The 18,728-nt window shown below is 61.1% G+C and carries 16 protein-coding genes, 1 tRNA gene and 1 pseudogene; 4 read left to right on the plus strand and 14 right to left on the minus strand.

All coding sequences use genetic code 11. The annotated features are described in order from the left end of the window. Nucleotides 1–239: 239 nt before the first annotated feature. A complete protein-coding gene (locus tag GSQ90_RS21025; protein ID WP_158816856.1) occupies nt 240–2,024 on the plus strand; it encodes a radical SAM protein in 1,785 nt (594 codons plus the stop codon). Between the two features lie 199 nt (nt 2,025–2,223). After that, nucleotides 2,224–3,039 carry a M48 family metallopeptidase gene (locus GSQ90_RS21030; protein WP_158816857.1) on the plus strand — a complete coding sequence of 272 codons (816 nt, stop codon included), beginning with the start codon at nt 2,224–2,226 and terminating at the stop codon, nt 3,037–3,039. Here the strand turns inward: GSQ90_RS21030 and GSQ90_RS21035 are convergent. Further along, nucleotides 3,020–4,579 carry an NAD(P)H-hydrate dehydratase gene (locus tag GSQ90_RS21035; protein ID WP_158817334.1) on the minus strand — a complete coding sequence of 520 codons (1,560 nt, stop codon included), beginning with the start codon at nt 4,577–4,579 and terminating at the stop codon, nt 3,020–3,022. The genes GSQ90_RS21030 and GSQ90_RS21035 overlap by 20 nt on opposite strands. A gap of 145 nt (nt 4,580–4,724) precedes the next feature. Between GSQ90_RS21035 and GSQ90_RS21040 the strand changes: the two genes are divergently transcribed. Beyond that, nucleotides 4,725–4,800 (plus strand) — tRNA-Asn (locus tag GSQ90_RS21040). A gap of 629 nt (nt 4,801–5,429) precedes the next feature. Here the strand turns inward: GSQ90_RS21040 and GSQ90_RS21045 are convergent. The 4 genes and pseudogenes from GSQ90_RS21045 to GSQ90_RS32500 all read right to left on the minus strand — a co-directional run bounded on the left by GSQ90_RS21045 (nt 5,430) and on the right by GSQ90_RS32500 (nt 7,783). Then, nucleotides 5,430–5,756: an NIPSNAP family protein gene (locus tag GSQ90_RS21045; protein WP_158816858.1), complete on the minus strand. Its 327-nt coding sequence runs from the start codon at nt 5,754–5,756 to the stop codon at nt 5,430–5,432. A 49-nt stretch (nt 5,757–5,805) separates the two neighbouring features. Next, a pseudogene (locus GSQ90_RS32495) lies at nt 5,806–6,035 on the minus strand (quinolinate synthase NadA); the annotation flags it as partial. A 57-nt stretch (nt 6,036–6,092) separates the two neighbouring features. Then, nucleotides 6,093–7,028, minus strand: coding sequence for a hypothetical protein (locus tag GSQ90_RS21050; RefSeq protein WP_158816859.1), 936 nt, complete (start codon nt 7,026–7,028; stop codon nt 6,093–6,095). Between the two features lie 290 nt (nt 7,029–7,318). Next, nucleotides 7,319–7,783 (minus strand): TrbG/VirB9 family P-type conjugative transfer protein, encoded by a 465-nt coding sequence (locus GSQ90_RS32500; RefSeq protein ID WP_371418423.1) that lies wholly within the window; start codon nt 7,781–7,783, stop codon nt 7,319–7,321. Nucleotides 7,784–9,450: 1,667 nt separating this feature from the next. Here GSQ90_RS32500 and GSQ90_RS21060 point away from each other — a divergent pair. Continuing rightward, the gene (locus tag GSQ90_RS21060) at nt 9,451–10,230 is read left to right on the plus strand and encodes an IclR family transcriptional regulator (protein ID WP_158816860.1); all 780 of its coding nucleotides are present in this window, start codon (nt 9,451–9,453) and stop codon (nt 10,228–10,230) included. Nucleotides 10,231–10,303: 73 nt separating this feature from the next. On the opposite strand, the gene GSQ90_RS21065 is transcribed toward GSQ90_RS21060, so the two are convergent. From GSQ90_RS21065 to GSQ90_RS21105, 9 genes are all read right to left on the minus strand, one after another. Continuing rightward, nucleotides 10,304–10,666 (minus strand): VOC family protein, encoded by a 363-nt coding sequence (locus GSQ90_RS21065; RefSeq protein ID WP_158816861.1) that lies wholly within the window; start codon nt 10,664–10,666, stop codon nt 10,304–10,306. 9 nt (nt 10,667–10,675) lie between these two features. Continuing rightward, nucleotides 10,676–12,031 (minus strand): aspartate aminotransferase family protein, encoded by a 1,356-nt coding sequence (locus tag GSQ90_RS21070; protein ID WP_158816862.1) that lies wholly within the window; start codon nt 12,029–12,031, stop codon nt 10,676–10,678. Between the two features lie 38 nt (nt 12,032–12,069). Beyond that, nucleotides 12,070–12,648: a flavin reductase family protein gene (locus GSQ90_RS21075; protein ID WP_158816863.1), complete on the minus strand. Its 579-nt coding sequence runs from the start codon at nt 12,646–12,648 to the stop codon at nt 12,070–12,072. Continuing rightward, the gene (locus GSQ90_RS21080; RefSeq protein WP_158816864.1) at nt 12,648–13,715 is read right to left on the minus strand and encodes an LLM class flavin-dependent oxidoreductase; all 1,068 of its coding nucleotides are present in this window, start codon (nt 13,713–13,715) and stop codon (nt 12,648–12,650) included. The genes GSQ90_RS21075 and GSQ90_RS21080 overlap by 1 nt, the downstream gene beginning before the upstream one ends. Nucleotides 13,716–13,863: 148 nt before the next feature. After that, nucleotides 13,864–14,616 (minus strand): SDR family NAD(P)-dependent oxidoreductase, encoded by a 753-nt coding sequence (locus GSQ90_RS21085; protein WP_158816865.1) that lies wholly within the window; start codon nt 14,614–14,616, stop codon nt 13,864–13,866. A gap of 123 nt (nt 14,617–14,739) precedes the next feature. Further along, entirely contained in the window at nt 14,740–15,870 is a 1,131-nt protein-coding gene (locus tag GSQ90_RS21090) for an ABC transporter ATP-binding protein (protein ID WP_158816866.1), read from the minus strand. After that, complete coding sequence (locus GSQ90_RS21095) at nt 15,867–16,529, minus strand: ABC transporter permease (protein ID WP_158816867.1); 663 nt, start codon at nt 16,527–16,529, stop codon at nt 15,867–15,869. The genes GSQ90_RS21090 and GSQ90_RS21095 overlap by 4 nt, the downstream gene beginning before the upstream one ends. A gap of 155 nt (nt 16,530–16,684) precedes the next feature. After that, complete coding sequence (locus GSQ90_RS21100) at nt 16,685–17,587, minus strand: ABC transporter permease (protein ID WP_158816868.1); 903 nt, start codon at nt 17,585–17,587, stop codon at nt 16,685–16,687. Between the two features lie 11 nt (nt 17,588–17,598). Continuing rightward, a complete protein-coding gene (locus GSQ90_RS21105; RefSeq protein WP_158816869.1) occupies nt 17,599–18,684 on the minus strand; it encodes an ABC transporter substrate-binding protein in 1,086 nt (361 codons plus the stop codon). Between the last annotated feature and the right edge of the window lie 44 nt (nt 18,685–18,728).

The raw sequence follows: 18,728 nt of genomic DNA on the forward strand, positions 1-18,728 counted from the left end.
GCGGAACGAGCCCCATCGCAATTGTCGCCCGAGATCGCGATGACGCCAGTCCGAGCAAAAGTCGTCAAGCTCTGGCGCCGATGAAAATGCGTCATCGACGTTGACCCATTCGGAGAGCGCTCGCGACGCCGTTTTGTGGCGGCATTGCGGCAAATTTGCAAATCCATTCGGCGCAGCGCTACACTCGCACGGTACTAGTCCTCTCGTTCGTGGGCGCGAACAAACGGAGGGTCGGCGCGATGTTATCGTTCTTGCCGAGCGACGCGGCGGCGATCAAGCCGGCGCGTAAGAAGTTCCTTCTCTACCTCGTCAAGCCGTCGCATTACGACGACGACGGCTATGTCATCCAATGGCTGCGCTCGGCCATTCCCTCCAATTCCCTCGCGGTGCTCTACGGAATCGCCGCCGATTGCAACGCGAGACGCGTTCTTGGCGATGACGTCGACATCGAGGCGATCGCTATCGACGAAACCAATTCGCGGGTTCGGCCGCACCAGATCATCCGCGCGATCGAACGCAACGGCGGGTTCGGCATGGTCGGCCTCGTCGGCGTGCAGTCCAATCAGTTTCCCCGCGCGCTCGACATCGCGCGTCCGCTGCGGGCGGCGGGCGTTCAAGTCGGCATCGGCGGTTTCCATGTCTCGGGCTGTCTGGCGATGCTGCCTGAAATGCCCGACGATATGAAGGAAGCGCAGCAACTCGGCATTTCCCTGTTTGCGGGCGAAGCCGAGGGCCGGCTCGATATCGTGCTGCAGGACGCCGCGCGCGGCGCCTTGCAGCCGCTCTATGACTTCATGAAAGACCTGCCTGGCATCGAAGGCGCGCCATTGCCCCTTCTGCCGGCCGCGCGCGTCAGCCGCACGATCGGCTTTGTCGCCAGTTTCGACGCCGGACGAGGCTGCCCGTTCCAATGTTCGTTCTGCACGATCATCAACGTCCAGGGCCGCAAGTCGCGCTACCGCACGGCTGACGACGTCGAAGTCCTCATTCGCGCCTATACGGCGCAGGGCATCAGGCATTTCTTCATCACCGATGACAATCTGGCGCGCAACAAGAACTGGGAGTCGATTTTCGACCGGCTGATCCACCTCAGAGAAGTGGAGCGCCTGTCGTTCAAATTCGTCATCCAGGTCGACACCATGTGTCACAAGATTGCGAATTTCGTCGAGAAGGCGGCGCGCGCCGGCGTCAAGCGCGTCTTCATCGGCCTGGAGAATATCAATCCCGAAAGCCTGGTCGGCGCCAAGAAGAAGCAGAACCGGATCGCCGATTACCGCGAAATGCTGCTGGCCTGGAAGAAGGCGCGCTGCTTCACTTACGCCGGCTATATCCTGGGCTTTCCCACCGACACGCCCGAAAGCATCGTTCGCGACATCAAGATCATTCAGCGCGAACTGCCGCTCGATATCCTCGAATTCTTCTGCCTGACGCCGCTGCCCGGCTCGGAGGATCACAAGAAACTGCTGCTCAGCGGGGTTCCGATGGACCCCGACATGAACAAATACGACCTGCTGCACGTCACCACCGGCCATCCCCTGATGTCGAAAGCGGAATGGGAGCGTGTCTACAAGCTTGCCTGGGACACGTATTACACGCCCGAACATGTGGCGACCGTGTTGCGGCGCGCTCAGGCGACCCGCGTCAGCATGAGCACGATGATGTATCTCTTGATGTGGTTCAGCGGCAGCATGGCGCTTGAGGGCGTTCATCCCTTGGAAAGCGGCCTCGTCCGACGCAAGGTGCGACGCGACCGGCGCCCGGGATTTGCGATCGAATCGCCGCTGACCTTCTATCCCAAATATGTCGGCGAACTCATTGCAAAACATGTCAAATTCGCCCGCATGTACTGGAAGATGTACAAGCTGTCCCGTTCGATCAAACGCGATCCCCACGCGCGCGATTATATGGACACGGCGCTGGCGCCGGTCGCGGGCAGCGATCTCGACCTGCTCGAAATGTTCCAGGTGACTGAGGCCGCGCGCACCGTCGCGGCAAAGGCGCGCCAGCGCGCGACGGCGAAATAGGCGCGCGGCCTCCGCGGCGAAGTCAAATCCGCTTCAAACGGCTTGCGTCGCGCCGCCCCGCCCGCCCATACTGACGCTGCGTCACTTCGGCCGGCCGCATGATTGAGCGCCCCGGGGTCGCGCAAGGCTGGGGAATCGTCACAAATTGCAATTACTCATCCCTGTTTCAGGCGGGATTTGAGATCAAGGAAGCATGCCTATGGAAAACGTTGTCGATCACATGCGCCACAGTAAAGAGCGTCTTTACGGGCGGTTGATGATGATCTTCGGGGCCGCCATTTGGGGTCTCTTCGCCGTGGGCCTTGTTTTGGCGGCGGTCACCGGCGCCTATTCCGTCGTCGCCGTTCTGGCCGTCTATATCGTTTATGGCCTGCTGATCTGGCTGGCGATCATCATCGGCAAGTTTCTGACCAGGGCCTATATCTACGGCCATTACGTCCTGATCGGCCCGCAGCAATTTCCCTATCTCCATCAGATGGTTGTCGAGGGCGCGGCGGCGGTTAAATTGCCGGAGGCGCCCAAGGCCTTCGTCTACAATTCAGGCGGCCTCATCAATGCTTTCGCCCTGCGCCTGATCGGCGGGCGCTATATCTGGCTGACTTCGGCGCTGATCGACGCCGACACCGACGCGCAGGTGCGCTTCGTCATCGGACACGAGCTTGGGCATCACGCGGCGGGCCATCTCGACTGGCGCCAGAACCTGCTGAAATTGCCTGGCTGGATCGTGCCGTTTCTTGGCGCGGCCTATTCGCGCAGCCGCGAACTGACCTGCGACCGGGTCGGCGCCTATCTCGCCCAGGATCTCGATGCGGCGCGCTCCGGGCTGCAGGTGCTGGCCTGCGGCAGCGCGCGCCTGAACAGCGCGATGAACCCGCAAGCCTTCGAAGAGCAGGAGGCGATGGTGCCGCCGATCGCCGGCTTCATCGTCCATATCTTCTCGTTCTATCCGCGCCTGTCGCGGCGCGTGGAGGAGGTCACGCGCTATTTCCAGCCGGCTAATCCCGCGACTTCTTAAAGTCGGCGCGCCGCTCCGCCAGCCCGCGCAAAACCTGCGGCAGCGTCTCAGGCAAGTCTTCGGCGATCAAGCCAGGACCGAACGCTTGAGCGGCGGCGCCGTGCAGCCAGACGGCGCAGCTCGCCGCCTCGAAAATCGGCATGCCTTGCGCCAGAAGGCCGCCGATCAATCCGGCAAGCACGTCGCCCGAACCCGCCGTCGCCAGCGTCGGCGGCAGATCGACGCCGATGGTGGCGCGACCGCCGGGTTCGGCGACGACCGTATCCGCCCCTTTAGAGACGACGATCGCCCCCAAAAACGCCGCCGCCGCACGGGCGCGCGCCAGTTTGGACGGCAGTTCGGCAATTTCGGGATTGGCCCTGAACAATCGGGCGAATTCGCCGTCATGCGGCGTGATCGCCGTATCGACCCGCCCTCCCCTGGTCAGCGCCGCAAGCGCGCCCGCCTCGCCGGCGAAACTGGTTAAGGCGTCGGCGTCGAGGACGAAGGAGCGGGGCGATGCGCCGCCCTCCCTTCGCGCGAGCGCCGTCGCCACAAGCGCCTTGGTCGCCGCGCCGACGCCCGCCGCCGGGCCGATGACGATGGCGTTGCGCCTGGCGTCGGCGAGGAGTTCGGCGAAGCCCGCCGGCCCGTCGAAAGGCGCGACCATGACGGCGGTCGAATGGGCCGCGTTGATCGCAACGGCTTCCAACGGACTGGCGAGGGTCACAAGGCCGGCGCCGACCCGCAGCGCCGCCCGCGCCGCCAGCCGCGCGGCGCCGGTCTGGCTGGCGCCGCCCGACAGAACCAGCGCGGAACCCCGCGCATATTTGTTCGAATCGATCCGTAAATCGGGAAAGGCGGCGCGCCATACGGCGGGGCTATTGGCGAACGCCATGGGGCCGATGGAGCCAAGCGTCGCCGCGCCAATGCCGATATCGGCTAGGACGATCCGCCCGCATCGCGCGCGCCCTGGCAGCAGCAAATGGCCGGGTTTGAGGCGAAAGAAGGTGACGCTGGCGGTCGCCCGCACCGCCGCGCCGCGTTCGGCGCCCGTTGCGCCATCGACGCCGGAGGGCAGATCGACCGCCAGAACCGGGCGCCCTGACTGCCCAAATCGAATGATCCCTTCGACGCAAGCCCGCGCCTCGCCCGTGAGATCGCGGGCGAGCCCCGCGCCAAACAACGCATCAATGACCAGATCGGCCTCGCCAGGCTCGAAGCCGGCGGCGGGCGCGATTTTTCCGTCCCAGCCGGCCGCCGCCTGCGACGCATCGCCGCGCAAATCGGCCAGACGCCCCAGAAGCGCGACTTCCACGCGATAGCCGCGCTCCCGCAGCAGCCGCGCCGCGACAAAGCCGTCGCCGCCATTGGCGCCAGGACCGCAAAAGACAGCGATGCGCCCGGCCGATCGCGCCAGCCGCGCCGTCTCGTCCGCCACCGCCGCGCCTGCCCGCTGCATCAGGACGAAGCCCGGCGTGCCCGCCGCAATCGTCAGGCGATCGGCCGCGCCCATCTGGTCGGGGGTCAGCAATTCCGGGCAAGAGAGGAGATCAAGCATGGCGCGATGGTGGCGCCGCGGATGGGCGGACGCAAGGACGCGCGCGCCGGGGCGCAACGCCATCGGCAAAACCCATGGGGACCCCAATGAATTTCGCGCTTTTCAACGCGAGTTTTCGTGCTATATGCGCGCACGCCCGGCATGATCCCCGATAGCTCAGCTGGTAGAGCATTCGACTGTTAATCGAATGGTCGCAGGTTCGAGTCCTGCTCGGGGAGCCACCGCCCTTTCTACGCGAGGGCGCGATATTGCGCGCCAGCGTGCGATGTTTCCCTACGCTACGATCTGCTTCGCTCCTGCTGGCAGGGCCGGCAGGCAATGGGAAGCCGATCGAAGGTAGGCGTAGAATAGCAACGCCCCATGCCCCGGCCAATACCCATCAAGCCTCGATCGTAGATTCGGCGGCCGCGTCGTGTCGTATAGAGGCGCACACACGACGCCCGCATCTCCCCAGGCGATGCGCCACTTTCAAGCGGCGCCGCGGCCGACGCCTTCTTCCACGTTAAGAGGTTGGTACGCGCCGCTAGTGTTGCGATGGAAAAGCAATGCCGCGAAGGAGCAACTCAACGACAAAATCCGAATATTCCTGAAGGAGGGTCGAAGACTGTTTGCCTTTCGGCGAATTTGCGCCCAACATAGTCGTTCAGCCGACCCCTCTGGACGGAATGGGCGGGGTTCAACCTCCCCGTCAACCTCGGCCAGCAGCCGGCTTGCGTGCCGCCCTGAGGCCTCACCGACGACGGACGGCCGGTCGGTCTACAGGCAATCGGCCTCCGCGGCGCGGATAACGGCGTGCTCGAATGGGCCGCGGCGATCGAGGCGCTGGGGTTGTTCTGAGGCGACGAGCCCCTCACTTCACAGCTGAAAACGACGTCGGGGCCAGCAACTGGCTCGCGATGTTCTCAATGAGTTGGCCGTCCTTCTCCGACTCCGCCACGACGGAGATCCATTCGGGATCAGCCACGAAAGCCGGCCAGCGCTGCTCGCGTTCCGCCAGGCTTTCCCAGGCCAGAAAGTAGGTGAGGTCGCGGTGGCTCTCGCCGATCACCGTCGTCCAGAATCCCGCCTGCCGAATGCCGTGTTTCTCCCAGATGCGCAGCGTGTGATTCTTGAAGCGATTGAGCAGGGCTGGCAAGCGGCCGGGCATGCTGCGGTAAATGCGCAGTTCGTAGATCATGAGAGATTTCCTTTTCTCGTTTGAAGTCGTAATGGCTTGAAATCCCAATCAGAGCCCGGCGCCCTCCTGCAGCGCTGTCGCCGACGACATCAGCGACGCAGTGGAAGATTTCTGGGGTCATGTGTGCGCGAGGATGACCGCATTGCGCTCGCGCTTGAGGCGCGAAATTGTTTCGATGTCGCGTTCGAACACCGGCCATTCGATAGCGGGAACGTGCTGGCTTACCCTTTGATATAGTGCGGATAAGGCGAGAGGTAGTTCGTCATTCCGTGGGCGCATCTTGTTAATCTCATAGTGAGAAAATCTGGCATATACTCATCCGGAGAAAAACAAATGTCAAGCGCGTGCGATCGGAAGCCTCGCTCCCACGGCCGCTCTCTCCTCTTTGACCTCGGCCCGGAACCGATAGGCTCTCGCCGGTCGTCCCCCTGTGTCGGCGACCATCGCGCCGGTCGCCTCCACGAGCTGCTGTTGCTCGATTAGACGTCGGAAATTCGGCGTGTGAAGGTTTGCTCCAGCGATAGCCTCGACGCACTGCTGCAGTTGCTGAAGCGTGAAAATGGGCGGCATCAACTCGAAGACCACGGGATTGTATTTGATCTTCGCGCGCAATCTGGCGATGCCTGTAGCAAGGATTCGTCGATGGTCAGCCTCCATGGGAGATCCCAACCGCAACGATCGCCGCCCGGCGGGGCCCGCTTCCGGCAGCAAGCCCGCTTCAAATAACAACTCGTATCGCTGGAGTACGAGATCCTCGTTCCAGTTGCGCCCATCGAGGCCGAACGCGATGGCGGCGCGTTCCCTTCGAGCTTGCCTTGCGGAAGCATCCTTAGTCGCAATAACCCAGCGTTGGACCCCTGGTTCGACTATGTCCTTTAGCAACGCGGGCACCGTGTCTCTTCGATCCTCCCAGGGGAGGTAACCGTACCAACCGCGCCACGAGGTCGACGCCAAGAGCGGCCCGTCCTCACCAGTCAGACCGAGATAGCTAATCGATATTTGCCTTGTGTACTTCTCGCTGTGTCCGCGGTCGCGATCAGCGAATGTGTAGAGCTGTTCGACGAAGCCTGGACGGCGTCCCGTTTGATCGGCCACCCAGGCCCGCAATCCCGCCTGAAGAGATTTGTGGCTCTCCTCAAGCGGGCCAGCGGGGAGGGCGTCGCCCGATGAGACGGTTATGACCTTTGGTTGTCCATTTGTGACGGCGACCAGGACGGCTATCAGTTCTACAGAGACAGATTGCGAGATTGAGTCAGTGTGCCCTTTGGTCATAGCATTGCATCTTCCATGATGCGCACCGTGTCCGCGCCCAGAGTCCCGTCGAGGTAGAGCGGCAAGCAGCATCAGCGCGATTCTACGAATAACCATGTCCGTATACTACGGCGAAATCTTAGGCAGCCACGCTGCAAGAAAGTCAGCGTAGACATCGCTTTCGGGAGCGCCTGTGTGTTCGTCTGCCACAGAGTTCGGATCCGACAGGTTTTCGCTGCGACGCGATCGCGGCGCCGATATTGAAGCCGCTACCTCGCCGAGGCCCATGAGAATCCGTCGCGACAGCCGGCTCACTGGCGATCGGCGGGACCGCAGGCGATCTCCTGCGGCGCCCACTCACTGCTGACAGGCGGCGGCGTGCCGTCGCGCGAGGGGTCCTCTCCTGCTGCGGCCTCCCGTCGGTCCGGACGATTCGAACATTCTTCTGATGTCCGCCGCCGAGCCTGAACTCCGCCGAATTCTGTTGCTGCAGGGCGAATAGCCGATCCGGCGAATAGGTCCAGGACACCGATGCAATGGTCGGTGTTAACGATGAGATTGCTCGTCAGGTCAGGCCGCGTCGGTTTGACGACGAAGCGGACGCGCTTGGCCGTCTTGGCCCCGCTTTCGATGTCGCAGACGATCCAGTACAGCGTGTCGCCGGTAGCCACGGGCCCGGAACCAGCGCGCGGTTCGCCCGGCTCGAGCGCGATATCGGGGATCTCGCCGGGCGCGTCATAGCCCCTATGCAGCGCTCCCTTGGAAAACGGATACACCTGGATGGCATTGAGGCATCCCGCTTACGTCGCCTGAGCACGGCCCTCGCCCGTCCTCCAGACCGAGGAAAGCCCCGAGACGAAGACACGGAAGGCGGTAACCAACCCGCGAATAAGAGTCTGATCAACCGTCGTCTCTCGCTCCACTCCCGGCCCTGCACAGCTATGGCCTGTCCCGCCCACGGCCGTCTCGCTAGGCGGGCGATCAACCGCGCCTTACTCCTTGACGGCGAACATAAGAGACTAAGCAAGCGCTGTCGGAAAGTGCGCGGGCCTCCGGAGCTCAAGCCCACCTTTGCTACGCCAGCCTGCCTAATTCTACTCCGGCTCTTGCCCCCATCTTGCGCCCTCAAAAGCCATTCGTATCATGCCATCAAGCCGCTTTGGGAACTCCTGCTCGGTAGCGCCCATAGCTCACCTTCGCCAGCAAGCCTTCGTCGCACATGCGGGCCAGATAGCAGCGAGGAACGCCAATGTCGGTCAGCGCTTTCGTCCGGACTACCCCCATCTCCAGGGCGAGTGCGACCGCGCGTTCTCTGAGGGACGGCTTCGGACCGCCGGCCAGCCGAATTCGCTCGGCGCGGTCGCGATCTCGCTTGCGAATCTTGAGGGAGGGCTCTGGCGTAGTTTTGAGGGGAATCGGCAACACGAAGTTCGCAGTTTCGTTCAGCCCGGGGAGCCGCCGTCCTTTCTACGCCAGAATACGATATTGCGCGCTAGCTTGCGATTTTTGTCTTCGTTACGATCCGCCTCGATCCTGCTGGCGCGGCCGGCAGCCAATGGGAAGCCGATCGAATGCAGGCGTAGAATAGCAACACCCCCTGCCCCGGCCAATACCCACCAAGCGTCGTTCGTAGATTCGGCGGCCGTGTCGTAAAGAGACGCACAAACGACGGGGTTACCTAACTCCCGTCTCATTCGCCGGCGGGATGTTTTCCGCGAGGCGCTCTTCCCGTCGACCCCTCCTCTGCACGCCATTCCGGCGTGCGAACAAATGAGGAGATCATCATGTCGCAGGTCCAACGTATTCCGCCGCGCTTCCTCCATACTAGTCTACGGAAGCGGCCGGCTTCTGGCTGCCGCCGACGACGTTAGAGAAGCATCGTAGGCCGTCATCGTATCCGATGGGCCAGCGCTTCGCTATGGCGCGCCAGAGTCGGGTCCTCCCAGCCCAAAGCCCTCCTGACTACGGTTGCCGTATTTGGCGGTTCGTCGGACGATCATTCTTGAGCGCAATTTGGGCGGCCGTAGCGAGGAATCGACATTCGTGATCTTGGTGAGAACAGCGTTGTCATGTTCCCGCCTGTGTCGGGTCGGTGGCAATCCTCGCGCACAACGATCCGTCGTCAGATCCGTCTGCCACGCTCGATCATGTGCCGTCAGTGTCGCGCAATGATTGAGAGTGACGCTAGATGGGGTGCCCTTCTCGCTTACCGCCAGCCAGCAGTGCGGCCTGCAGTTGGAGGACCTGCGCGTTGTACGGCGCGATGACAAGTATGTCGGCCAGCGAGGGGATTCTGCGCACAGGGACCTGATCCAATTTGATCACGGCCTAGCCTTGCGGCGGAATGCTATATCACTTAATGATCAACAAGGTCCACATATCGATCCCGCGCCTGCGAATCGAGCTTTTGTTCATCTGTTCCGACGGAGGTTAGCCGACAACAATGAGTGACCTCCAACTTGGAACGCTGGAAAAAGCGGTGAAGATCCTAAATCTCTACGATGAGAGGGTCGACGCTCTGACCTTCTCAGAGATCGTGGTGAAGACCGGCCTAGAGAAGGGATCGGTACAACGCCTCCTGTTCTCTCTGCAGAACCTTGGTTTGCTGCGTCGGCACCAGAAAACGAAGCGCTATAGCCTCTCGCCGCGCATCGTATCGTTTGCCGTCTCTTTCTCCCAGACCGACCCGCTGATGCTCTCGGCCCCGAAGTATCTTGAGCCTTTGGCGCGTCTAACCACGGCAGCGATCAGCCTTGCCATTATGGATGGCATCAACGTCTTCTACATGCACCGCGTCTCGAACCTTGTGACGTTCGATCTCGCGCTACTGCCTGTGCGGCGGTTGGCCTACACCACGGCGGCAGGACGGGCTATGCTATCACGGATGTCCGATGCCGAGATCACCGGCATCCTGGCGCATTCGCCGATGACCCCACAGACAAACAAGACCATCGTGGACCCTGACCAAATTCGACGCATTCTGACGAGAGCGCGCGAAGACGGCATCGCCTGGCAGGACGAGGAAGTGGTCGAGAACGAGATTGGCATCGCCGCACCGGTTCTCGGCGATGGTGGTATACCTGTAGCAGCAGTCACCTTATCGATGAACAAGGCGGAATACGATTTGGAGACAGCGCTGCGCCGCTTCACCATTCCAGTTCAGACGGCGGCTCGCAACCTATCGAATCCGGCACTGACCGCCAGCCGCATTTTTGCCGCCTGAACCTGGCGAGGGATTGTTCCAGAATCGGAACCGGCAAGCGGGCAAGCCAGCTTTGCGTGAAAGTGTCTAACCACTAACTTGGCCAGCGAGCGCGTTCAAACAATTGGACGATGTTGCCTGCGGGATCGACGAAGCTCAAAGTTGTGCCATGGCCGCCCATGTCACGCTCGGCGATTATTTTTGCCCCCGCGTCCGTCAGCCTTTTGCGAAATGGATCGATGGCCTCGACTTCGAAAACGACAGTCGCGCCCCGCACTCCTACGGGCGCTTCGTCCGCAATGCACAGGGCGAAGTTTGAGTCTCCCGACTTGAACTGGACCCACCTACCGGGATCCGAGAATTTCAATGATAGGCCAAGCGCGTTCTCGTAAAAGTCGCGGGCCTGTTCGGTGTCACCAACGACGTAATAAACGTTCTGCAGGCGCGGTACAGACATCGGCTATCCTCAGGAAAGGGCGGCGGCAGGCCGAGACCGAATCTGGTCGATCGATCGCTGAATCGCAAAGGAAAGCTTGTCGACGATCTCGTCCACGCCGCTGTCGTTGATGATGTAGGGCGGCGCCAGCAGGACGTGATCGCCGCGCACACCGTCGATTGTGCCGCCCGAAGGGTAGCACATGAGGCCGGCGTCCATGGCATTCAGCTTGATGAGCGAATGAAGCTTGTGGGAAGGATCGAAGGAAGCCTTGTTATCACGGTCTTCGACGAGCTCGACACCCCAGAAAAGACCCCTCCCCCGAATGTCGCCGACGTGCTGGTGCTGCCCGAACGCCTCTCTCAATCGGCCATAAAGCTTGCGGCCGCGCTCTTGAACCTGGTCCAGCAGGTTCTCCTCGATGATCACCTTCTGGACGGCAAGTGCGGCGGCGCAGGCGGTTGCATGTGCCACATAGGTATGCCCATGATGAAAGAAGCCCGACTTGCCGACGATCATCTCGAAGATTTTCGACGAGGCGACCGTCGCCCCGATCGGCTGGTAACCGGCACCCAGGCCCTTTGCGATGGTAACAATATCGGGTATGACGCCATCCTGTTCGCAGGCAAAAAGCGTGCCTGTACGACCCATACCACACATAACTTCGTCCAGGATGAGCAGGATGCCGTAGCGGTCGCAGACCTCGCGTATCCGTTTGAAGTATCCGGTCACCGGCGGTACGGCGCCGAGCGTCGCGCCGGACACGGTCTCGGCAACGAATGCTATCACTGTCTCCGGACCGAGCCGGCGGATCGTTGATTCGAGTTCCTCGGCCAGCCGGCGGCCGTATTCGTCCTCGGTCTCGCCGGGCTGGGCGTTACGATAGGCAAAACATGGCGATACATGCTCGACATCGATGAGGATTGGCTCGAACAGCGCACGCCGGCCGGGATTGCCGCCCACCGACAGCGCTCCAATGGTATTGCCGTGATAGCTTTGGTTGCGGGCGATGAAACGGCAACGCTCGGGCTCTCCCTTTTCGACGAAATACTGGCGAGCCATTTTCAGCGCTGCCTCGACCGCTTCCGAGCCGCCCGAAAGGAAGTAGACGTGATCGAGCCCAGGCGGCGCTCGCTCTGCGATGAGAGCTGCCAACTCTTCCGCGGCAGATGTCGTGAAGAACGATGTGTGGGCAAAGGGCAATTCGTCAAGCTGCGCCTTGATGGCTTCGATGACTTTGCGGTTGCTGTGGCCGAGGCAGGAAACTGCTGCACCGCCGGATGCATCCAGATAGCGCTTGCCGCTGGCGTCGATGATGTAGGCGCCGTCGCCGCGCACGGCGGTCGGATAGACGTGGCGGGGCATCCGATGGAAGATATTGGTCATGAAGAGTTTCCGATTGCTTGGCAGCGCAAAACGCGTTGTCAGTCCGCCCGGGCGATTTGATGATAGCGCCCATCGAAATAGACGAGGGGCGCCTTGGCGGGTCCGGTTTCCACGCCGCTGACGACCCCCACGACGATGGCGTGGGAGAACAACGGGATGAAACGCATCGCCCGGCAATCGATGTGATACGTCGACCGGGCCAGCCGTTGGCATTCGCCTGTTGAGGGCTCCCATTCCACCAAGGTTTCGCGCGGTGCTGTGCCCAGCCTTCCGGCAAAGGCGTCCGCCTCTCGCGTCTGTCCTTCCGCCAGAATATGCACTGTAAAACGCCGTGCGCGACGAAGCGACGCCAGCAAACTGGATGACTTCCGGATCGAGACCAGCAGAGACGGAGGTTCCATCGACAGCGATGTGACCGAAGTCGCCGTGACGCCCACGATCGAACCGCCGTCCCTAACGGTTACGGCACAGACGCCACCGGCCAAGCCGCGCATGCCACGCTTGAAACCCTCGACCAGCGCATCCTTATAGGCGGCATCGGAAAACGACGTTTGATCATCGATTCCGCCCTCCGCTTCCTCAAGGAACTCTCCGAATACAGTATCGAGCTGGCACATCACGCAACGTGCCTCGCTGCTTCGGTCCCGCTCACCGCGAGCGCCTTGTTCACCAACGGCAACACCTCGGAACCGAACCGTTCCATGGAACGAAGGGCGGAGCGCGCCGGAATGCCGGCGGGCCACATAAAACAGCTGAAATCAGTGATCCCAATCGAGCGTATTTCGCCTACGATGCGTTCGGCCACCACCTCAGGGCTGCCAATCGGCACGCCCTCGATTATGGCCTCCAGCGTCGGCTCCCCGTTGAGCGGGCGGTCGGCGATGATGTGACCTTCCATTACCTGTGCGCCGACCCGCATATGGCCGCCGCAGCGCCCGACATAGCGGATTCCCTCCGCCGCCTTACGCAGCTCGTCGCGGTCGTCGGTCACATATACAAAGCGCTGCGCAGCAAAGCGGCGCGTTCGCAGATCGGCTCCCGCCGTTGCGTATTCTTCTGCGACCCGATCATAGAGTGCCTTGAGCGCGGCGGAATTGCCCCAGCCAACCGAGCAGAACGGCACTGCGTCTACGGCGATAGCGTGCTTGATGATCTCCGGCGTCCATGCCACGAAGAAAGTATCAAGGCGGCGCGGACGGTAGAGCCTGATTGCCTGGGTGACATCCGGGAGTTGGTACTTGTCGCCGGTGAAGGAAAAGCGGTTCTGGTGGACCGCTTGGTCAATGATCCGCCATATCTCGAGCATTCGCTCCTGGCGTTCCGAAAGGTCGGCTCCGAAGGCCTCGAATTCAAAGCGCTGATAGCCGCAGCCCATGCCGAGAACGGCCCTTCCTTCGCTGAGCTGATCAAGGAGCGCGACTTCCTCGGCAACGCGAATGGGATTGTAGAGGGGCGCCACGATCACTGCCGGACCAACCTTTATGTTCTTCGTCTCGCGGGCTACCGCTCCAGCCATCATGAGAGGTGACGGACAAAGACTATAGTTCGCGAAGTGATGTTCGGCGAACCACGCGACGTCGAAGCCCATCTGATCGGCCAGCTTGACGCTGTCGATCGTCCCGCCAAAGACCTCCTTCTGATCAATATGAAGCTGGTTCATAAGATTGAACAAACCGAAGCGCATTCTCGTCTCCCTATCGCATTTCGCTAAATAAATATCACTATGTGATATTTTGTCAATCCACTTTTTATGCTGCTCTGATGATTGCTAATCGGAACAACCAATCCGGAACGAAGGAGCCGGCATTCTGTCGGCCCCGTTCCTTAGACAATCACGTAATGACCTCGCCGCCATTGGGACTGATGACCTGGCCGGTGATGAAGTCAGCCTGCGACGATGCGAGGTATGCTACGGTGTAGGACAGCTCCCGAGGCTCGGCGTAACGACCGAGCGGTACACGAGCCACCTTGGCCGACATCTTCTTCTCAATGTCGGGCTGCGCGAGCACCATTTCCGTAATTACGCCACCTGGGGCGACCGCGTTAACGTGGATGTTCCAGGGCGCTAGTTCCTTGGCCCAGGCCTTCGTCAGACCAAGCACCGCTGCTTTGGCCGAGCAGTATGGCGAGCCATAGTGGTGGCCGATCAGGCCCCAGATCGACGAGATATTGATAATCTTGCCGCTCTTTTGCTGTTTCATGAACGGCACAACGGCCTTGGTGGCAAAGAAAGTACCTTTCACGTGGACGGCGAAAGTGCGGTCGAATTCGTCCTCGGTGGTGTCCTCGATGATCGGCTCACCGCCGATGCCTGCATTGTTGACGAGCACATCGACCCGGCCGAGTTTATTGGTGGCGCCCGTGAGGGCGGCCACGAGACGCGGCGCGTCGGCGACATCGCAGGCAAGCGCGACCGCCTTGCCGCCAGCGCGCTCGACCATCGCTACGGTTTCGTCCGCGGCGTTACGGTTGATGTCTTGGGCGACAACTGTCGCACCGCGCTCGCCAAAGAGCACGGCGTGCGCTCGCCCCATCCCTGCGCCGGCGCCGGTGATGATGACTACTTTGCCGTCGAACTCGCTCATATCTGGATCCTCTTGTGAAATTGGCAGAGCTGGATCGTCGGGAGCAGAGGACCTGCTTCCGTCACGATGTCTTGAAACTGTCGATAAGGCGTGAGCGCCTATGGCGTTGAGGCGGTTGTCACTTCAATCTCCCGAAACGAGAAGCGCGTCTTGGCGACGCCAGCCAACCTCCACCCGCTCGCCGTGCGCAAGGAGGGCGATGTCGGGGTGGGAAGGAATGCGCGCAGTCAACAGTGTTTGGGTATCCGCCAAGCGCACCCGGTAGCGGATGCTCCCGGTCGTGTAGAGCACCTCTTCGATAACGCCGGAAAAGCTGTTGGCGCATTTGCTGGCTGCGCCCAGAACGACGTTTTCCGGTCGGATACAGATAGATGATCCCGCCTGCGCAATGGACCGCACCGTCGCGCAGATCTTCAGGCCACTATCGGTCTTGACCACCACCTCTTCACCTTTTTGCGACAAGATTTCCTTCACCGGCAGGAGGGTCGCCTCACCGAGGAAGCTCGCTACGAAAGGTGTGAGCGGGCGTTCATAAAGTTCACGTGGCGCCGCCGCCTGCTCGAGGCGCCCATTGCGCATAATCGCGATGCGGTCCGCCATGAAGGCGGCTTCGTGCTGATCGTGCGTCACATAAATCACGGTCGCGCCCAGCGCCGCCTGGAACTTTTTGATCTCCTCTTGCATCTCCTCACGCAGGTTCTTGTCGAGCGCTCCGAGCGGCTCGTCCATAAGGAGCAGGAGCGGATCATAGACAGCCGCCCGAGCAAGAGCGACGCGCTGTTGCTGGCCACCGGAGAGTTCCATTGGGCGGCGTTCCCCGTAGTTCGCAAGTCTCACCATGCCCAACATTCGCCTGACCCGCTCAGCGGTGTCGGCTTTCGAGACGCCACGCATCCTGAGGGGAAAGGCGATGTTCTCGGCCACCGTCATATGCGGAAAAAGAGCATAGTTCTGGAATACCATTCCGAAATTGCGCTTGTAGGGCGCCAGTGACACGACATCCGTGCCATTGACGCGGATCGCGCCGGCTGTCGGGGGTACGAAACCGGCAACGATTCCAAGCAATGTCGACTTGCCGGAGCCGCTAGGACCGATAACGGCGAAGAATTCGCCGGCCCCGACTTGGAATGTGGTCGGCTGCAAAGCACATACTGCGCCATAAGACTTGGCGACTTGATCGAACTCCACGATCGCCCCTATCTTGTCCGCCGAGGCTGCAGTGCGCTTGATATCGGCCATGAGATGTTGGTTCATCCTTCTGTTCTCCGTCCCGCGCGTGTATGTCGTTCCGTGAGCGCTGCAACTAACAGCAGCCCCATGGTCAAAACGAGCAACACCACCGTTGCGGCTGCGATTACAGGCGTCATTTGGAAGTTGAGCTGCTCCCAGAGCAGGCGCGGCACGGTCCGCGTCGCGGGGCTGGTCAGGAACATCGCCAGGATTAGCTCGTCAAACGAGAAGGTGAAGGCGAAGATGAAGCCGACGATCACGCCGGGCTTAATCATCGGAAGGGTGACGAAACGAAATGTGTTCCATGGATTGGCTCCTAACGTCATGGCCGCTAGTTCGAAGGTCGGTGCGTAGCTTCGCAATGATGACGACACAGTGATGAACACGAGCGGCATGCACACAACCGTATGGCCGAGCAGGATCGCTGGATAGGTGCCAATGAGGCCGAGGCGGATCATCACAGGAAAGAGGCCGATCGCGAGGATGATCTGGGGGAGTACGAGCGGGGCGATGATCAGCGCGCCAACGAGACGGCGCCCCGGCAGTTTTCCCCGCACAACCGCCAGCGCAGCCAGTGTGCCTAGAACAGTTGCCAGCGAGGCGGCGGGCACGCCGATCTTGATGCTATTCAGGATCGCAGCGCGATAATCAGCACTGCCCGCGAATGCTTCGTACCAACGCATCGAAAAGCCCGGTGGCGGGAAGCGGAGAAAAGACTCGCTGCTAAACGACAGCGGCATGATTACAAGAGTGGGGATGACCAAATATACAAGAACGATCGCGGTGAACCCAAGGACTCCCCATCGCGCAACTGGCCAAGTTCCCGCGGTAGCACGCATCACTGTACCTCGCCGACGGGTTTGCCGCCGCCCAATCGGGCCATCAGGCGTTCGTAAATGATGAAGAGCGCGCTGGTGAGGACAAGGAGAATGGTGGCAAGCGCCGAGGCCAGCGGCCAATTCAAAAGCCGCGAGGCCTGCTGTTCGATGAGCACGGCGATCATGGTCCGCTGACCGCCGAGCAGGGCGGGCGTGATATAGAAGCCGAGCGATGAGATGAACACCAGCACGCATCCCGCGCTCACACCGGGGAGGGACATTGGCAGGTAGACATGCACGAACTGGCGCAGTGGGTTCGCGCCCAGAACGGACGCAGCCCGCATCAAGTTGGCGTCGATGCCGCGCATCGCGCTCAGCAGGGGCAGGATCATGAAAGGCAACATTATGTGGATCATGGCGATCTGCATCCCCGACCCGTCGTTCATCAGCCGCAAGGGCTGATCGATCAGCCCGCTGCCAACGAGTATATCGTTGAGGATGCCGCGCCGTTGCAGGATGACGATCCAGCCATACGTGCGGATGACGGTGCTCGTCCAAAACGGGATCAGCACCATCGCAAGGCAAACTGTAAGCAATCTGCCCTTGGCGCGGCTGATGGTAAAGGCCACGGGGTAGCTCAGCAGCAAGGTTGCGGCAGTCACAAGTAATGCCGTCCAGAAGGTGTAGAGCACTACCCAGGCCGTGCTCGGATTTGAAACGATCTCAATATACTGCGCCAATCCCGGCTGAGGACCGGAGAAGCTGCGAACCACAACAAGCGCCAGCGGCACGACGAACAAGGCGCAGAGCAGGGTCAGCGGCGCGATTAGGAGGAATCCGTTGCCTCTCCCTGGTCGCCACGGCTTACGCCAGGCACGCGCGGCGCCTGGTACAAATCCTGCTTCATTCACGACCTGTGTCATGCTGGTCCTCGTCAACCCACCAGCCACTTGTTGAAGCGGTCGAAGATAGCCGCCCCGGAGGACGCCCAGTAGTCGAAGTCCTGGAAGACCGCGGTCTTCCCGTTCTCCGGAGAATTGGGCAGTTTCCCGCGCTCTTCCGTGGTAAGGAGTTCGAAGGCCTTCGTGTTGACAGGGCCGTAGGGGATCGTTTTCGAGAAGACCGCTTGGTTCTGGGCGTCCAGGAAGGTGGCAATGAACTCCATAGCTTGCTTCTTGTTCTTGGCCCCCTTGGGGATAACCAAGGCATCGCAGACATAGAGTGCATTGTCGAAGGTGTAGTCGATGGCGGCGCCGTCTCCCTTGGCCTTGAATAGCCGGCCGTTCCAGGATGTGCCCAGATCCACCTCGCCATCGATCAGAAGCTGCGCGCTCTGCGCGCCCGACGACCACCAGGTGAGATTCGGCTTGATGCGGTCGAGAGACTTGAAGGCGAGATCGAGGTCGATCGGATAAAGCTTGCCGCGCGCTTGGCCGCCGCCCATCGCCGCCGCTTCCATCGTCTGCGCCGCCAGCTTCCAAAGACTGCGCTGGCCGGGCTTGCCAGCAGCGTCAAAATACTCAGCCCAAGTCTTGGGTCGCGTCGTCTGATTGAAGGATTTCGTATTCCACGCCATGACATAGGCCGCGACGTCGACCAGAACATAGTGTTCGCGCGTCGCCTCCGGCAGCAGATGGGACTTGTCGATCATGTCGTAGTCGATAGGCTCGAGTAGCCCTTCACGAGCCAATGTCGCGGCCTCTGTGGCGTCGATGTCGAGCACGTCGACGTCGACAGCATTGTTCTCGACCATAGCCTTCACACGCGCCATATCCATATACGGTGCGGTCATGATCTGAATACCCGACTTGGCGGAATAGGGCTCAATATACGCCTTCTTGAACGCCTCCTCCAGCGCCCCGCCGGAATTGGGAAAGGTCATTTGGGCGGGCTGCGCCCGTAGAATGGAAGGAAAGCCGGTCACTGCACCGGCGACGCCTGCCCCAGCTATCCCGGTCATCAACTGGCGCCGGTTGAGCTTGAACCGTGGAAAAGTCTTCGCACTGTCGATCTCAGTCATCTCAGTTCCCCTGTGTTTGACGTTTCTTCTCGGCAGCGGGCCTA

Origin of the sequence: Methylocapsa sp. S129 (assembly GCF_009765995.1) — a bacterium.
Lineage (GTDB): Bacteria > Pseudomonadota > Alphaproteobacteria > Rhizobiales > Beijerinckiaceae > Roseiarcus.

What these genes read in the sequence shown, in the direction of transcription:
- GSQ90_RS21025 (WP_158816856.1), top strand. Translation starts at nt 240, where the DNA reads ATGTTATCGTTCTTGCCGAGCGACGCGGCGGCGATCAAGCCGGCGCGT.
- GSQ90_RS21030 (WP_158816857.1), top strand. Translation starts at nt 2,224, where the DNA reads ATGGAAAACGTTGTCGATCACATGCGCCACAGTAAAGAGCGTCTTTAC.
- GSQ90_RS21035 (WP_158817334.1), bottom strand. Translation starts at nt 4,579, where the DNA reads ATGCTTGATCTCCTCTCTTGCCCGGAATTGCTGACCCCCGACCAGATG.
- GSQ90_RS21045 (WP_158816858.1), bottom strand. Translation starts at nt 5,756, where the DNA reads ATGATCTACGAACTGCGCATTTACCGCAGCATGCCCGGCCGCTTGCCA.
- GSQ90_RS21050 (WP_158816859.1), bottom strand. Translation starts at nt 7,028, where the DNA reads ATGACCAAAGGGCACACTGACTCAATCTCGCAATCTGTCTCTGTAGAA.
- GSQ90_RS21060 (WP_158816860.1), top strand. Translation starts at nt 9,451, where the DNA reads ATGAGTGACCTCCAACTTGGAACGCTGGAAAAAGCGGTGAAGATCCTA.
- GSQ90_RS21065 (WP_158816861.1), bottom strand. Translation starts at nt 10,666, where the DNA reads ATGTCTGTACCGCGCCTGCAGAACGTTTATTACGTCGTTGGTGACACC.
- GSQ90_RS21070 (WP_158816862.1), bottom strand. Translation starts at nt 12,031, where the DNA reads ATGACCAATATCTTCCATCGGATGCCCCGCCACGTCTATCCGACCGCC.
- GSQ90_RS21075 (WP_158816863.1), bottom strand. Translation starts at nt 12,648, where the DNA reads ATGTGCCAGCTCGATACTGTATTCGGAGAGTTCCTTGAGGAAGCGGAG.
- GSQ90_RS21080 (WP_158816864.1), bottom strand. Translation starts at nt 13,715, where the DNA reads ATGCGCTTCGGTTTGTTCAATCTTATGAACCAGCTTCATATTGATCAG.
- GSQ90_RS21085 (WP_158816865.1), bottom strand. Translation starts at nt 14,616, where the DNA reads ATGAGCGAGTTCGACGGCAAAGTAGTCATCATCACCGGCGCCGGCGCA.
- GSQ90_RS21090 (WP_158816866.1), bottom strand. Translation starts at nt 15,870, where the DNA reads ATGAACCAACATCTCATGGCCGATATCAAGCGCACTGCAGCCTCGGCG.
- GSQ90_RS21095 (WP_158816867.1), bottom strand. Translation starts at nt 16,529, where the DNA reads ATGCGTTGGTACGAAGCATTCGCGGGCAGTGCTGATTATCGCGCTGCG.
- GSQ90_RS21100 (WP_158816868.1), bottom strand. Translation starts at nt 17,587, where the DNA reads ATGACACAGGTCGTGAATGAAGCAGGATTTGTACCAGGCGCCGCGCGT.
- GSQ90_RS21105 (WP_158816869.1), bottom strand. Translation starts at nt 18,684, where the DNA reads ATGACTGAGATCGACAGTGCGAAGACTTTTCCACGGTTCAAGCTCAAC.